This window comes from Paenibacillus glucanolyticus (assembly GCF_037333485.1).
GTDB lineage: Bacteria > Bacillota > Bacilli > Paenibacillales > Paenibacillaceae > Paenibacillus_AQ > Paenibacillus_AQ glucanolyticus.
Genome location: NZ_CP147845.1, coordinates 4,633,713 through 4,650,055, shown reverse-complemented (window position 1 = coordinate 4,650,055; position 16,343 = coordinate 4,633,713). Strand labels below are relative to the sequence as shown.

At 51.6% G+C, this 16,343-nt stretch carries 8 protein-coding genes; all 8 read left to right on the top strand.

Annotated elements, in window-relative coordinates:
• Nucleotides 1-104: 104 nt before the first annotated feature.
• The 8 genes from WDY75_RS21855 (at nucleotide 105) to WDY75_RS21820 (ending at nucleotide 16,288) form a co-directional block, all read left to right on the top strand.
• Complete coding sequence (locus WDY75_RS21855; protein ID WP_006209136.1) at nucleotides 105-1,583, top strand: ABC transporter substrate-binding protein; 1,479 nt, start codon at nucleotides 105-107, stop codon at nucleotides 1,581-1,583.
• A gap of 139 nt (nucleotides 1,584-1,722) precedes the next feature.
• Entirely contained in the window at nucleotides 1,723-2,652 is a 930-nt protein-coding gene (locus WDY75_RS21850) for a sugar ABC transporter permease (protein ID WP_164481452.1), read from the top strand.
• Nucleotides 2,653-2,705: 53 nt separating this feature from the next.
• A complete protein-coding gene (locus WDY75_RS21845) occupies nucleotides 2,706-3,602 on the top strand; it encodes a carbohydrate ABC transporter permease (protein ID WP_036638029.1) in 897 nt (298 codons plus the stop codon).
• Between the two features lie 26 nt (nucleotides 3,603-3,628).
• A complete protein-coding gene (locus WDY75_RS21840; RefSeq protein ID WP_063479004.1) occupies nucleotides 3,629-5,926 on the top strand; it encodes a glycoside hydrolase family 3 N-terminal domain-containing protein in 2,298 nt (765 codons plus the stop codon).
• A 3-nt stretch (nucleotides 5,927-5,929) separates the two neighbouring features.
• The gene (locus WDY75_RS21835; RefSeq protein ID WP_063479005.1) at nucleotides 5,930-9,052 is read left to right on the top strand and encodes an alpha-mannosidase; all 3,123 of its coding nucleotides are present in this window, start codon (nucleotides 5,930-5,932) and stop codon (nucleotides 9,050-9,052) included.
• Nucleotides 9,053-9,074: 22 nt separating this feature from the next.
• Nucleotides 9,075-10,394: a glycoside hydrolase family 125 protein gene (locus tag WDY75_RS21830; protein ID WP_006209139.1), complete on the top strand. Its 1,320-nt coding sequence runs from the start codon at nucleotides 9,075-9,077 to the stop codon at nucleotides 10,392-10,394.
• Nucleotides 10,391-13,531, top strand: a complete 3,141-nt coding sequence (locus WDY75_RS21825) for a beta-galactosidase (protein WP_063479006.1) — start codon at nucleotides 10,391-10,393, stop codon at nucleotides 13,529-13,531. The genes WDY75_RS21830 and WDY75_RS21825 overlap by 4 nt, the downstream gene beginning before the upstream one ends.
• Before the next feature lie 21 nt (nucleotides 13,532-13,552).
• Nucleotides 13,553-16,288: an alpha-mannosidase gene (locus tag WDY75_RS21820; RefSeq protein ID WP_063479007.1), complete on the top strand. Its 2,736-nt coding sequence runs from the start codon at nucleotides 13,553-13,555 to the stop codon at nucleotides 16,286-16,288.
• Nucleotides 16,289-16,343 lie beyond the last annotated feature (55 nt).

Genomic DNA, 16,343 nt, shown 5'->3' with positions numbered 1-16,343 from the left:
TTTATTTTCACCATAATTCCTTTAATTTTTCGCCTATGTGAAACTGCTTTCATGGGATAACCTTATAGGTGTAGAGACACAAGGATTCAAAAGGGAGGATAAACATGAGTAAATCGAAAAAGAAATGGCTTCTGCCGCTTACGCTTCTTTTGTCCGCATCCATGCTGCTGTCAGCATGTGGAGGCAATAAGGAAGAGAGTGCAGGAAATGGCGGGGGAACTGCCGAGAAACCGGTAGAGCTGATCTGGTACACGATCGGAACACCTCAAAAGGATGTTGACAAGGTTGAAGAGGAAATCAATAAATACACAACTGAGAAGATTGGTGTAACCGTTGACATGAAAATGATCGACTTCGGTGACTACAACCAGAAGATGCAGGTAATGGCAGCTTCCGGCGAACCGATGGACATCCTCTTCACAAGCTCATGGGCCTTCGACTATGTACAAAATGCACGTAAAGGCGCATTCATGGAATTGGATGCACTGATCGAAAGCCATGGACAAGGCATTAAAGACGCAATTGATCCGGCGTTCCTGGAAGGTTCCAAGGTAGACGGACACAATTACGCAATTCCGGCAAATAAAGAGCTTCCTGCTCAAGAAGCATGGCGCTTTAATAAAACACTGCTTGATAAATACAATCTCGATATTTCAGGCGTGAAATCGATGGAAAGCCTGGAGCCACTGCTCAAAACGATTAAGGAAAATGAACCAAACGTTGTTCCATTGGCCGTAAGCAAGGATTTCGGCCCGCTGCTTCCGTTTGATTACATCATCGAAAAGATGCCAATGGCTGTATACCTGGATGACAAGGAAGAATTAAAAGTTGTGAACTTCCTCGAAATGCCAGAAACGATGGACATGCTCAAATTGATGAACAAGTATTACAAAGCGGGATATATCTCCCCAGAAGCAGCTACAACAACTTCGACGCAAGACCTGATGACATCCGGCAACTGGTTTGCGGATCGTGCGGCAACACAGCCGTTCGCAGACAATCTGTGGAGCCAAAGCTATGGCTATCCGGTCGTATCCACGCCGGCTGGCGATGCCAACATCTTTAACTGGTCGGTTATGGGTTCCATGCAAGCGATCTCCGCTAACTCGAAGTACCCTGAGAAAGCGATGGAATTCCTGAACTTGCTGAACACGGACGTATATCTTCGCAACCTGGTTGACTCCGGTATCGAAGACGTGCATTACAAGAAGCTTAGCGAGAATGTAATGGAAAACTTGCCAGAATCGAAAAACTACGACATGCCTACCTTCGCACTTGGGAATGTTATGCTGACGTACTTGAATCCTGAAGATCCCGAGAACAAATGGGAAGAGTTCAAGAAGTTTAACGAGTCCGGCAAGCCTGCTCCGCTGCTCGGTTTCAACTTCGATCCAACCAAAGTATCCACAGAGCTCGCTGCAGTCAATAACGTAAAAGAAGAGTTCTGGGCACCGCTGATGACAGGTACCGTGAATCCGGAAGAGTTCCTGCCAAAAGCGAATGAAAAGCTGAAAGCTGCTGGCCTGGACAAGATCATGGCTGAAGCACAAAGCCAAATTGATGCTTGGAAAGCAAGCAAGTAATAACAATGCATGAAGCAGTCCGCATGTCCACTATGGGCAAAGATACCGCTTCAGCATGAACAAGGACGGGGCGGCGGATGTTCACCGCCCTTCTTTTGTTCATTCATATACTTCACGAGGAGGGGTAAGCGTGAGAGCAATCGGACAGTTTTTCAAAAATATTATGACGAATAAGGCCATGCTGTTCATGGTTTTACCGGGGACCCTATGGTTTCTCTTATTCTCATATTTGCCTATGTTCGGGACGATCATTGCATTTAAGGAATACCGCTTTAGCCGGGACGGCTTCTGGGCAAGCATCGTTAATAGTGAATGGGTAGGCTTCCAAAACTTTAAGTTCCTGTTCAGTACCAACGATGCTTACATCATTACCCGCAATACCGTGCTTTATAATTTTGTGTTTATTATTCTCGGTCTCGTTCTTTCCGTGGCACTGGCTATCGTATTGTCTGAAATCGTGAACAAGAAATTGGCCAAAATCTATCAAACCGGGATGTTCTTGCCGTATTTCTTATCTTGGGTTATTGTAGGTTATTTTGCTTTCAGTTTCCTGAGCATGGACAAGGGGATGCTGAATCAAATCCTGGGCTGGTTCGGGATGGAGCCGGTTCAGTGGTATTCCGAGGCCAAGTACTGGCCGATATTCCTGACGCTGATCAGCTTGTGGAAATCCGTAGGTTACAACAGCGTTGTCTATCTGGCAGCGATTATGGGGATCGACAGATCCTTGTACGAGGCGGCAATGATTGACGGAGCGAACAAATGGCAGCAGATTAAAGCCATTACCCTTCCGATGCTGAAACCGCTGATGACAATCTTAACTCTTCTTGCGATCGGTAAAATCTTCTACGCTGACTTTGGTCTGTTCTATCAAGTGCCAAGGGATTCGGGAACGTTGTATTCTGTAACGAATGTTATCGATACCTATGTATACCGTGGTCTGAAAACAACAGGCGAAATCGGAATGAGTACCGCTGCAGGACTGTACCAGTCGGTAGTCGGCTTTATCCTGGTTATGGTATCCAACTACATCGTGCGTAAATATGACAAGGATAACGCTTTGTTCTAATCGATCAATCTACCAAGAAGGGGGTATGTGATGTGTTCAAATCGAAAAGCAAGATGAAAGATTTCCATGAGCTTTCATCCGGGTGGAATGTCGTATTCAACCTGATAGCCGGTATTTTCTCGTTCCTGTGTGTATTTCCGTTCTTATTCGTGATGATCATCTCATTTACAGATGAAGGTTCTCTGGCCCGCAACGGATATCAGATCTGGCCGGAAAAATGGAGCCTTGAGGCTTATAAATATGTATTCCAAACCGGGGATACACTTCTTCGTTCGTACGGCGTTACGATTTTTGTGACGGTTGTAGGTACGCTGATTAGTTTGTTTATTATTTCGCTGTACGCTTATGCGGTCTCCCGCAAAGGGTTCAGATATCGTAATTTCTTCTCGTTCTTTGCATTTTTCACGATGCTGTTTAACGGCGGTTTGGTGCCGACTTATATCGTAGCAACGCAACTGCTCGGCTTGAAGGATTCGATCTGGGCTCTGATCCTGCCACTGGCGGTTAATGCCTTCTATATTATGATTCTTCGAACCTTCTACAGCACGAGTGTTCCGGATGCCATCATTGAATCCGGTAAAATCGACGGCGCGAGTGAATTTAAAATATTCTACAAGCTGGTATTGCCGCTTTCCCTGCCGGGTCTGGCAACCATCGGACTGTTTAGCACCCTCGGCTACTGGAACGACTGGTTTAATGCACTTCTCTATATTGATGATCCCAACCTGGTTCCACTGCAATCCATGCTGATGCGGATTGAGACCAGCATGCAGTTCATCCTGCAGAATTCTCAGAATTCATCTCTTAGCATGGCCGCTCTTCAGAGCATGCCGCAGGATACGTCACGGATGGCCATGGTCGTTCTGGCAACCGGGCCGATTATTCTGGCCTATCCTTTCTTCCAGCGCTATTTCATTCAAGGTCTGACCATCGGCGCGGTTAAAGAATAAATTCTTCATGTACCGGAGGGTATGAGATGACTTATCAAGATTCCAGTAAACCCATTGCGGAAAGAGTGGAACATCTTCTTGGCCTTATGACAACGAAGGAGAAGGTGGGCCAGTTGGTCCAGCCGTTCGGCTGGAAGACCTATGAGGTGAAGGAAGGCCGGATTACCTTAGCGGATTCATTTAAAGAGCAAGTGAAAGATGGCGGCGTCGGCTCCCTGTACGGGACCCTTCGCGCCGATCCATGGACCGGTGTAACACTTGAAACCGGTCTTTCTCCACGTGAAGGAGCGGAAGCCGTTAATCAAATTCAGCGGTATGCAATCGAGAATTCCCGTCTCGGCATTCCGATTCTCATCGGGGAGGAATGCTCGCATGGTCATATGGCCATTGGCGGCACGGTGTTTCCGGTACCGCTCTCAATCGGAAGCACATGGAATGTGGAGTTATACCGGGATATGTGCCGCGCCGTTGCGCTTGAGACGCGCAGTCAGGGCGGTGCTGTGACCTATTCCCCGGTCTTGGACGTTGTACGCGATCCCAGATGGGGACGTACCGAGGAATGTTTTGGCGAAGACCCCTACCTGATCAGTGAATATGCAGTCGCATCGGTTGAAGGCCTTCAAGGCGAGTCTTTGGACAGTCCGAGCAGTGTTGCAGCAACGCTGAAGCATTTCGTAGGTTATGGCAGCTCTGAAGGCGGAAGGAATGCGGGACCTGTGCACATGGGGACCCGTGAGCTGATGGAAGTGGATATGCTGCCGTTTCGGAAGGCCGTGGAAGCGGGAGCTGCCTCCATTATGCCGGCTTATAACGAGATCGATGGCGTGCCTTGCACCGTAAATACGGAGCTGTTAGGCGACATTCTCCGCAAGGAGTGGGGCTTTGACGGCATGGTGATCACCGACTGTGGTGCCATCGACATGCTGGCCAGCGGCCATGATACGGCAGAAGACGGAATGGATGCCGCTGTTCAGGCTCTATCGGCCGGTATCGATATGGAGATGTCGGGTGAGATGTTTGGGAAATATCTGCAAACGGCAATCGAGCAAAACAAGCTGGAGGCCTCCGTTCTGGATGAAGCCGTTCGCCGCGTATTGACTTTGAAATTTAAACTCGGTTTATTTGAGAGTCCATACGTTGAACCACAGATCGCCGAGGAAGTGATCGGCAGCGAACAGCACGTAGAACTTGCCAGACAGCTTGCGGCAGAAGGCATCGTGCTGCTTAAGAATGAAGGAAAGGCCCTGCCGTTACCGAAGGACGGGGGCGTGATTGCTGTCATTGGACCTAATGCCGATCAGGGATACAATCAGCTTGGGGACTATACATCACCACAGCCGCCAGCAAGCGTGGTCACGGTGCTGGATGGGGTTCGTGCCAAGCTGGGGGATGTTCCAGACCATGTATTGTATGCTCCGGGCTGCCGTATTAAGGACGATTCCAGGGAGGGTTTTGAATTCGCATTAGCTTGTGCGGATCAGGCCGATACCGTGGTGTTGGTGCTGGGCGGCTCCAGCGCCCGCGATTTCGGCGAAGGAACGATCGATTTGCGCACAGGGGCTTCGAAGGTCACGGACGACGCTTTAAGCGACATGGACTGCGGCGAAGGCATCGACCGGATGACGCTGCAGCTATCCGGCGTTCAATTGGAAATGGCCCAAGAGATTCATAAGCTTGGCAAGCGGATGATCGTTGTGTATATCAACGGCCGGCCGATTGCGGAACCGTGGATCGACAACCATGCCGATGCCATTCTGGAAGCGTGGTACCCGGGTCAGGAGGGCGGACATGCGATTGCCGACATCCTGTTCGGGGATGTGAATCCGTCCGGGAAGCTAACCTTGTCAATCCCAAAAGATGTCGGACAGCTTCCGGTTTATTACAACGGCAAGCGGTCGCGCGGCAAGCGGTACCTCGAAGAAGATTCCCAGCCGCGTTATCCGTTTGGGTATGGGCTTAGTTACACCGAATTCAGTTATTCGGATATCCAGCTATCCTCGGATGTCATTGGAATCGGCGAAACGGCAGTTGTCACCGTCAACGTCACGAATAGCGGCACTCGGGAAGGATCCGAAGTTGTTCAGCTGTATGTGAGCGATGTGGCCAGCAAATACACAAGACCAGCCTGTGAACTGAAGGGTTTCCGCAAAATATCTCTGAAGGCTGGAGAAAAACGAAAGATTGAATTTACGATAGGCGCCGAACAGCTTCAATATGTCGGTCAAGATTATAAGCAGGTTGTTGAACCAGGTCTGTTCCGAATCATGGTTGGCAGACATGTCAATGACACGCTGAGTGCGGATTTGACCGTGCAGGAGGGCTGATGGATGGAACGCATTAGGCGATTTATACGCGAATTGTCGGAGCGCCAGTGGCTTGAGTCGAGAGAACTTAAGGGGTGGGATATTACGCGGACCACTTATATGGTTCCGGGCGTGTATGAAGACTCAGCCCCTTTTGCCGAAGGACATGACTTCAACAGATTCCCGAGCACGCAGGGCACAACCTATTTCTTTCGAATGAGCCTTGAGCTGCCCCCGCAGTGGGCAGATGGCGCGATAGGGCTTCTGTTTCAGTCCGGAGGCGAAGCTTTGCTGCGTGTTAACGGAGCTTCGTATCAGGGTTTGGACCGCAATCATACGTTTGTAACGCTTGATCCGAAGCGCACCGGCATGAACATGGAGCTGGAAATCGAATTATACGATCCGATTCCGGAGCCCGTGGATCCGCTCAATCAGCAGGCTGTCATCCAGCCTCCGATTACCCGAGTACAGAGTCTGCTTGTCAACGTGAACGTGCCTGTTCAGAGTCTGATGTACACTGCAACTGTTATCAGGGATTCGGTTATACTGCTGCCGGACAACGATATGCGGCGCATCCGATTGATGGAGGCCTTGTATCAGGCGATGGATCGTTTTGTAAGTCTGAATGAGGCATCGATCATCGCAGGTGAAATGGTGACCGCGATTGAGCAAGAGCTTGTGCAGCAGGTTACAGCCATTGGCGGCCATGCTGAAGGAACCGAGCACATGGTCGGACAGTCTCATATCGACATCGCCTGGCTGTGGCCGGTCCGGGAAACCGTTCGAAAAACAAGCCGGACCTTCTCCACGGTGGACGCGCTGATGAATGAATACCCGGAATACAAATATGCGCAGAGCCAGCCCTTGCTGTATCAATTCCTGAAAGATCATGATCCCGAGCTGTACGAGAGAGTGAGGGCTAGAATCATGGAGGGACGCTGGGAACTGGTCGGCGGGATGTGGGTCGAGCCGGATTTAAACATTCCGAGCGGAGAGTCCCTCATGCGCCAGATGCTCTATGGACAGCGCTTCTATCAGGAAGAGTTCGGTTTGACATCACATATTGAATGGCTCCCGGATACGTTCGGATATTGTGCATCACTGCCCCAAATATTGAAGCATGGCGGCATTCGTTATTTCATGACAACAAAGCTCGGCTGGAATGATACGAATGTGTTCCCGTACGACTTATTCCACTGGGTGGGCATTGACGGAACACCGATGCTCTCCTATCTTAATCATGGCGTGAACGAGAACACACTGCCAAATGATGTTCACGAGCATTGGCAGTCTTACCGGCAAAGACCCGTCCATCCGGAGCAGATGCTGCTCTATGGACACGGTGATGGCGGCGGGGGTGTGACTCGCGAGATGCTGGAATATATCAATCGGGCTGAGCTGATGGTTGGGCAGCCTGCCAGCAAGTACAGCACGGCCGCCGAATTTTTCGAAGGGATTGACGCCGCTTCGCCAAAGCTGCCGAAATGGCGCGGAGATTTATATCTTGAGCTGCATCGAGGAACCTACACAACCCACGCACGGAACAAGCGCTTTAACCGCAAGGCGGAAATCTTGTACCGTGAAGCCGAGTTATGGAGCTCGGTTGCATTCCCGTCGATGGACGGTGGGCAGAAGCAGGAAATCGTCAGCGAGCTGCATGAGGGCTGGAAGCTGATATTGCTTAATCAATTCCATGATATTATTCCGGGCTCTGCCATTACGGAGTCTTATGTTACCTCTGAGAAGGAATATGCCGAGGTGTTCCGGAAGGGGAATCGCAGTCTCACCCAAGGGCTGCAGGTATTGGCCGGTCAGGCCGATACAGAAGGGGAAGGTCTACCCTATGTCATCTTCAATGGACTTGGATGGGAAAGAAATGGGGTCATTTCGATTGAGGGCGGACCGGAGCTTGTTAGCCACGCTCCCTATGATTCCGATGGAGCGCTGCTGCAGTATGATGTTCGGACCTTAGAGAGCGGCGAAGCCTTTCAGGGCTTGAACGTTTATGTTCAAGGCATCCCCGCGTTTGGTTACAAAACGATTTGGCTTAGACCCTCGGCAGGAAACGAGGCAGCGGCGGAGAAGTGTTCTACTGGACTTTCGGATGGCTGGGAAACGGAGTTTTATAAGGTCCGCTTTAACGCGCAGGGCGAAATCGTGAGTCTGTGGGACAAAGATGCGGAGCGGGAAGTGATTAAGCCAGGGGAAGCCGCAAACCGCTTCCACTTCTTCCATGACCGTCCGACCCTGTGGGATGCATGGGATATCGATACTCGCTATGAGGAGCAAATAGCCGATCAAGCGCAACTGATCGAGATGAGGCTGCTGATGGCGGGTGAAGTACAGGATGTGCTTCGTTTCCGTTGGCGCATCCATAACTCGGAGATCACGCAGGATTTGATTTTTTATCATCATGACCGGCGGATCGACTTCAAGACCTTTGTCAGCTGGAACGAATCGCACAAGCTGCTGAAAGTCGGTTTCCCGATCGCTGTTGTTGCCAATAAGGCAACGTATGAGATTCCGTTCGGTACTATTGAGAGACCGACCCATCGCAATACGAGCTGGGAGCAGGCGCAATATGAGGTCTGTGGACACCGCTTCGCCGATGTATCGGAGCATGGATACGGCGTCAGCCTCATCAATGACTGCAAGTACGGGTACGACATTCAGGACAGCACGATCCGGTTGTCCCTGCTGCGAGCGCCGAAATGGCCCGATGTTACAGCAGACCTGGGAGAGCATGAATTCACATATTCCCTGTATCCGCACGAAGGAGACTGGAGAAATGCCGGCATCGTTCGTAAAGCTGCCGAGCTGAATCATGAACTGCCATGCGTGCGAACAAGTTCGAAGCAGGGCATTCAGCCCTCTGTTCATTCTTTGATCCCATTCGAGAGCCAGCATGTTGTGCTGGATACGGTTAAACCTGCAGAGGATGGAACCGGTTATATTCTGCGATTCTATGAATCCGCCGGGGGTAGAGACGAAGTGAAACTGACTTGGCCTTATCCTTGCGAAACGGTCCATCTGTCCAATGCAATTGAAGAGGAACTCGAAAGGCTGGATACAGCAGAAGGAAGGTTAACCCTTCATTTCCTGCCGTATGAGATCAAGACCATCAAATTGACTACACAACATACCTAATCAAAAGGAGCCAGAACAAATCATGGAACAATTCAGACTCCCCAAAATACCAATGCCGGAGCTTGAGCTGCCGCAATCGATTCAGGCGGTTCTGCAAGAGGCCGAAGAAAAATTAGCACATCGTCCCAAGCTGCTGCAGCTGTTCAAGAACTGTTTTCCAAACACGCTCGAGACCACAACGAAGCTGATGGAGGACGGGACGACATTTGTTATTACCGGTGACATTCCGGCTATGTGGCTGCGTGATTCAGTAGAACAGGTGATTCATTACATTCCGTTTGCAAAGAATGATCCAGAGCTTCAGCGTATACTCAGCGGATTGATCAAGCGCCATTTCCAATATATTCATATCGATCCTTATGCCAATGCCTTCAATGAATCGGCGAACGACTGGCACTGGAACACAACGGATGAAACCGAGATGTCGCCATGGGTCTGGGAGCGGAAGTTCGAGATCGACTCACTCTGCTTCTCTGTCCGCCTGGCCTACCTGTACTGGAAGGAAACTGGCCTGACGGACGTATTTGATGCAAACTTCAAGTCGGCGATGATCAAAATCATCGAGCTGTTTAAAACCGAACAGCATCATTTCGAGAAATCACCTTACCGTTTCACGCGGGACAACGGCATACCTACCGATTCCTTGCGCAACAACGGACTCGGCATGCCGGTTAACTATACGGGCATGATCTGGTCCGGCTTCCGTTCAAGCGATGATGCCTGCGATTTCCATTACAATATTCCAGGGAATATGTTCGCCGTTGTAGCCCTTCGTCAAATGCAGGAATTTGCGGAATGGGTATTCCGTGATATGAAACTGCTTGATGAGCTGAAGCGCCTTACAGCCGATGTGGATCACGGGATTCAGTTATATGGTATTTACCGTCATCCGGAGTTTGGTCCGATTTACGCTTATGAAACTGATGGTTATGGGAATTACTGTCTGATGGATGATGCAGGCACGCCCGGTCTGATGTCTATTCCGTATCTGGGTTATGTGACTGCAGATGATCCGATCTATCAGAACACCAGACGATTTGCGCTGAGCAAAGAAAATCCTTTCTATTACGAGGGGGCGGTTGCCAAGGGAATTGGCAGTCCGCATACGCCGCCGGATTATATTTGGCATATGGCATTGTCCATGCAGGGAATTACGGCGCAGACGGCAGAAGAGAAGCTGGAGATGATCGCGCTGCTGGAAGCGACCGATGCGGATACCGGCTTCATGCATGAGGGCTTCCATGCCGATGATCCTAAAGTCTTTACCAGATCATGGTTTGCCTGGTCCAACAGCCTGTTCTCGCAATTGGTGTACCAGGCGATGAAAGCAGGGATTCTATGAGCGAACGCCTGATTGTATTCTATGATCCGTCCTTTCCGGCAGCTGAAGCTGCCGGACTGCCGGTATCGGCAGCCGGTCTGGATATGTTCGATTCCGTGTGCGGCGCAGAGAACTTGGCTGAAACGCTGGCAGCAGCAGGGGGACAAGGCGTTAGCTTTGTCAATTTACACGCTCCGTACTTTCCGAAATCCGCCTGGAGAGCCATCCTGGACTTTCTGAGAAATGGCGGCGGCTTGGTCAGTGTTGGGGGTGCCCCATTCAAACGTCCCGTCCGCATGGAGGACGGTGCCTGGGTGGTAGAGCATGAACAGACGGCATATCATCAGCAGCTGAACATTCATGAGGCGCTGCCTGTGGATTGTGGGCGCGTGAATGATTTGATCGCGAGTGAAGATATTCCGCTGATGGAGAACAGTCACAAACGGTTTACCGTTAAGGATACATGGAACTTGGTTCCGCATGTTACCAAGAGCAGCGATCTGCCTCACCAGATGGGCTCGGCAGGACCGATGGATACGCGGATTTATCCGCTCCTTAAGGGATGTACAGCCAAGGGAAGGCAAGTCGCTGCTCCTGTAGTTCTGTGGGAGAACGTTGGCGGGCCGTTTCTGGGAGGTCGCTGGTTGTTTGTAAATCAACCTCTCTCCGCCTCCTTCTGGGAACAGGATGGGGGAGAAGAGGTGCGCCGGTGGGCGGCGTTCTGCGCCAAAGGGATTACCGAGCTGTGGATCAAGCCGAATTATGCAACCTATGAGTCCGGCGAGCGCGCGACCCTGACCCTGCAGGCACAACGGATGGGGCGGAATCTGCCTGTCCATGAGCCGCAGAGCTGGACGTTCCGCATCTCGGTTCAGCATGACCTGGATGAAGCTCCGGTATGGAATCATTCCGTAATCGTTGATGTAACTGGACAATTTCATGTACAGCGCATTCCGGTTGCGCTTGATATCAAGCCGGGATCTTATCGGGTGTTGTGTGAAGCCGAAGGTCCGGATGGAGAAATCCGCAGGCTGAGACAAGGCTTCTGGGGAGCTGATCATGAGCTTTTGGAGACTGGAACGCCAGTCACCTGCAACCGGGATTACTTTATCAAAGATGGCCGCCCGCTGCCTGTTGTCGGGATGACTTACATGACGTCCGATGTCGCGCGTAAGTTCCTGTTCCTTCCGAATACGGATGTGTGGGATCGCGATATGGCGCAAATGCGCAATGCCGGCATCAATTGGATTCGTACCGGGATCTGGACCGCTTACCGCAATATCATGCAGGTGGACGGGCATGCATCCGAAGAGGTTTTGCGTTCGATTGACGCCTTCCTGTTAACGGCGAAGAAGCATGATCTGCAGGTCACGTTTACGTTCTTCTCCTTTACACCGGAGACTTGGGAAGGACAGAATCCTTACCTTGATCCGCGAAGCGTGGAAGCGCAGAAGCGGTTTATCCGCTCCATTATCACAAGGCATAAAGCTACGAAGAACGTGGACTGGGATTTGATTAACGAGCCTTCCATGTTCGATCCGCCGCAGATCTTCTCGGACGGTCCTCGTTCAGCTAAGGATTCGTTCGAGCAGCAAGCGTATATCGATTGGCTGAAGAAGCGTCATGGCTCGGTTGAGTCTCTGCAGGAACGCTGGAACATGACTTCCGATCAGCTGCCGGCATTCGAGTCTGCGGTTCCTCCGGGACCTGAAGCCATTAATTTCGACGTTCAAGATATGCATCAAGGGAAAAAGGGCACCCAGTGGCTCGATTATGTACTCTTCTCGATGGACATGCACAACCGCTGGGCGAAGGAACTATATGATGATATCAAAGCGGTATGCCCTGACCATATGGTTACGGTTGGACAAGATGAGGCCTTAGGAGCACAGCGTCCATCCCCGTTCTTCTATGCGGAGGCTGTGGACTATACAACGGTTCACTCCTGGTGGTTTAACGATTATCTGATCTGGGACGGCATATTTGCCAAAACGCCGGATAAACCAAACCTCATTCAGGAAACGGGCATCATGTACGTGGAAACACCGGATGGCCGGGCTAAGCGGAGCGAAGCCGAGCTTCGGAACCTGCTGGAGCGCAAATATGCGTACGCCTTCTCAACAGGCGGTGCAGGCGCCGTTCATTGGATCTGGAACACAAACTTCTACATGGATAATGCCAATGAATCGCATATCGGAGCTGTCCGCGCTGACGGGACGGAGAAGCCGGAAGCGGATGTGTCGTATGATTTTGGCGCATTCATGGAGGGCATCCGGGACTTGTTTAAGGGACGGAAGCTTGAAGAGACAGCGGTCATTTTCCCATACTCGAACGATTTCTCGAACCGGAAGCTTGCTTTTGAAGCAACAACGAAGGCGACACGCGCCCTGGCTTACGAGCTGAATGTGCCTTTCCGCGCGGTTGGAGAGTATGATCTAAGCTCGCTGCGGAGACATCCGGTGAAATTCATCGTTCTGCCGAGTGCTCATAATATAGATGACAGGGCGTTTGCCGAGTTGATGGATATCGTAAAAGAAACGGGAGCCACGCTCCTTCTGACCGGACCTGTCGGTCTGGATGCTTATTGGCATCCGGTCGAGCGAATGACGGCAGAGCTGGGACAGCGCAAAGTGGTGAATGTGCGCCGGGAAGAGAGCTTGCGTATCGGGGATACCACATGGCCCGCGTCATACGGTCATCGAAAAATCGCCGAGCTTAGTAAGGAAATTGTGATCAGCAGCGACGTACATTCAGCCGATGAGGCTGGCGACGCCGTCATCGAGGTCAGGCTCGGTGCCGGACGCCTTCTCTGGAGTCCGCTTCCCGTTGAGTTGAATGACCGGATCGATACCCTATCTGCACTGTATCGATACGCATTGGAGTTATCTGCTGCCGACACGGGGCTGATCTGGAGCCAAGGTGGAGACCATTCCGGCGTATACGGACGCAAGGTAACGTTTGAAGAAGGGGCACTCTTCGTATTCGGTTCAGAGCAATCGTGGGATACGAATGTCGAAGTGAAGGATCCTTCAACAGGTCTTATCTATTCATTTATGCTTGAGGCGGATCGCTCGGTATTGTTTGCAGTGGATGCGAGCGGGGACCTGTTATCGGTGTACCGCCCGGATGAGGTTGGAATTACCGTATCGAAAGGCTAACATAAGGGGGACTACGTAGAGATGGATCAATCCAGAAAAGCACATATTATTTCTCATACTCACTGGGACCGCGAGTGGTATTTACCGTATGAAAAGCACCATGTACGGCTGATCGAGCTCATGGACAGCTTGCTCGAGACGATGGATAAGGACTCGGAATACCGCAGCTTTTTCCTTGATGGTCAGACCATTATTATTGAAGATTATTTGCAGGTAAGACCCGAGAAGAAGGAGCAGCTTGAGAAGCTGATCACGGACGGACGCATCATCATCGGGCCTTGGTACATTCTGCAGGATGCGTATCTGACAAGCAGCGAAGCCAATGTGAGAAACATGCAGATTGGGCACCAGGATGCCGAGCGTTATGGCACGGTTGCCAAAATCGGTTATTTCCCAGATACGTTTGGACTTACGGGCCAAATCCCGCAGCTGATGCAACAGTCCGGTATCGATAACGCCTTCTTCGGCCGGGGCGTGAAGCCAACTGGCTTTAACAATACCGTTTCCGATAGCGGTTATGAGTCCTCGTTCTCCGAATTGATGTGGGAAGGTCCGGACGGCTCCAAGGTGCTGGGCATCCTGTTTGCCAACTGGTACAGCAACGGCAACGAAGTTCCTGTTGACAAAGAAGAGGCGAAGAAGTTCTGGGACCGCAAGCTGGCGGATGCCGAGAAGTATGCTTCCACGCCCGAACTGCTCTATATGAACGGTTGCGACCATCAGCCGATTCAGACGGATCTCCCGGAAGGCATCCGTACGGCGAAGAAGCTGTATCCGGATACGGAGTTCATTCACTCCAATTTTGATGATTACCTGAAAGCGGTTCGTGAGAAACTGCCGCAGGACCTGTCCTCCGTAACAGGAGAGCTGCGCAGCCAGCGGACGGACGGCTGGGGAACGCTCGTGAATACCGCCTCGGCTCGTGTATACCTGAAGCAGATGAACCAGCGCGGCCAGACCCTGCTGGAAAAAGTGGCCGAGCCGCTGGCGTCGTACGCAAGCCTGCTTGGCAAGGAGTATCCGCATCATCTGTTCACTTATGCCTGGAAAACGCTGATGCAGAATCATCCGCATGACAGCATCTGCGGCTGCAGCGTGGACGAGGTTCACCGCGAGATGGTCACCCGCTTCGAGAAAAGCGCCCACGTGGCTGAAAATATTGTGGATGACAGCGTCCGCGTGATCGCGGATGCGGTTGACACAACCGGATTCGAGCAGTGGGGCTCTGATCCGCTGCCGCTGGTCGTATTTAATACGACCGGATGGACACGCAGCGGTACGGTCAGCATCGAGCTGGACGCTAAACGGCTCTATTTCCGGGAAGGCTACTCTTTGGAAGAAACGAGCCGCCGGATGAAGGAAATCGATTTGTCCGGCCGCGTTCTGGTTAACGCGCAGGGTGAATCGGTACCGTGTACCGTTGAAGATCTTGGTCTTCAGTTCGGATACGATCTCCCGGATGACCGGTTCCGCCAGCCTTATATGTGCCGCAGGGTCAGATTGACATTCGAGGCAAGCGAAATTGCAGCAATGGGTCTGACAACCTACGCATGGGTGAAAAGTGATAATAAGCCAACTCCGATTAAATCCCTGATCAGCCAATCCAACGTAATGGAGAACGAGCTGCTCAAGGTTGAGATCGAAGGGGACGGTTCCTTCACCTTAACGGATAAGAAGAATGGACAGGTATACCGCGATCTGGGCGTCTATGAGAATACCGGGGATATCGGTAACGAATATATGTATAAACAGCCGGATGGCGAAACGGCATGGACTACAAAAGGCCAAACCGCCAAAATTTCGGTCCTGGAGGATTCGCCATACCGCGCTTCCATCGAAATCGTCCATAACTGGTCCATTCCGGCTATGGCCGACGGCAAGCTGGACGAAGAGCAGCATGAACTGGTGTATTACCCGAACCGCAAGGCCCAAAGATCGAGCGAGATGGTGCCGTTGTCCATACGTACCGTGCTCAGCCTGAACCGTTGCGGCAAAGGTGTCGAGATCGAAGCCACGATGGATAATCAGGCGAAGGATCATCGGGTGCGTGCGTTGTTCCCAACGGATCTGCAGGCAGCGTCTCATAACGTGGATTCCATGTTCGAAGTGGCGAAGCGGGACAACGAGCCGGCTGCCGAATGGGAGAACCCGAGTTATACGGCTCATCAGCAGGCCTTCGTGGATGTTACCGCGGCTGCAGCAGGCTTGACGGTGGCGAACCAGGGCTTGAACGAATATGAAGTGCTGCGTGACGGTCGCAACACGATCGCGGTTACACTGCTGCGCTCCGTCGGTGAGCTCGGGGATTGGGGTTACTTCCCAACGCCGGAAGCTCAGTGTATCGGCGTTCATACGGTTCGCATGGAAGTGATTCCGCACCAGGGCGACGGCATCGCTTCCGGCGCTTATGCCGAGGCTTACCAGTTCCAGATCCCATGGACGGTTGCTCAGACCGGAGTTCATGCAGGTACCGTTGCATCGACCTCCGCGCCGCTTGGATGGAGTCATGAAGAGCTTGCCTTCTCTTCCCTGAAGGTGAACCGGAAGACAGGCGATCTGATGCTGCGCTGGTTCAATATGGCAGGCACGGATGCAGAGCTGAAGTTGCAATCTTCCCTGCCAACCCAAGGCGTTTATAAGAGCTCGATATTGGAAGAAGAGGGATCCGTTCAAAGCTTGGATGACAAGGGAAGCTGCACGCTGCCAGTCAAGCCATATGAGATTGTGACACTTGGTGTTAAAGTTTCGGCCGAGTAAGAAACCTAATATATAGGCTGGGAAGGATATTAGCTTCTCGCCTTGGCAAAGCCCG

Bases quoted from the DNA above. Each gene is read 5' to 3' on its own strand.
- WDY75_RS21855 (WP_006209136.1), top strand. From the start codon at position 105: ATGAGTAAATCGAAAAAGAAATGGCTTCTGCCGCTTACGCTTCTTTTG.
- WDY75_RS21845 (WP_036638029.1), top strand. From the start codon at position 2,706: ATGAAAGATTTCCATGAGCTTTCATCCGGGTGGAATGTCGTATTCAAC.
- WDY75_RS21840 (WP_063479004.1), top strand. From the start codon at position 3,629: ATGACTTATCAAGATTCCAGTAAACCCATTGCGGAAAGAGTGGAACAT.
- WDY75_RS21835 (WP_063479005.1), top strand. From the start codon at position 5,930: ATGGAACGCATTAGGCGATTTATACGCGAATTGTCGGAGCGCCAGTGG.
- WDY75_RS21830 (WP_006209139.1), top strand. From the start codon at position 9,075: ATGGAACAATTCAGACTCCCCAAAATACCAATGCCGGAGCTTGAGCTG.
- WDY75_RS21825 (WP_063479006.1), top strand. From the start codon at position 10,391: ATGAGCGAACGCCTGATTGTATTCTATGATCCGTCCTTTCCGGCAGCT.
- WDY75_RS21820 (WP_063479007.1), top strand. From the start codon at position 13,553: ATGGATCAATCCAGAAAAGCACATATTATTTCTCATACTCACTGGGAC.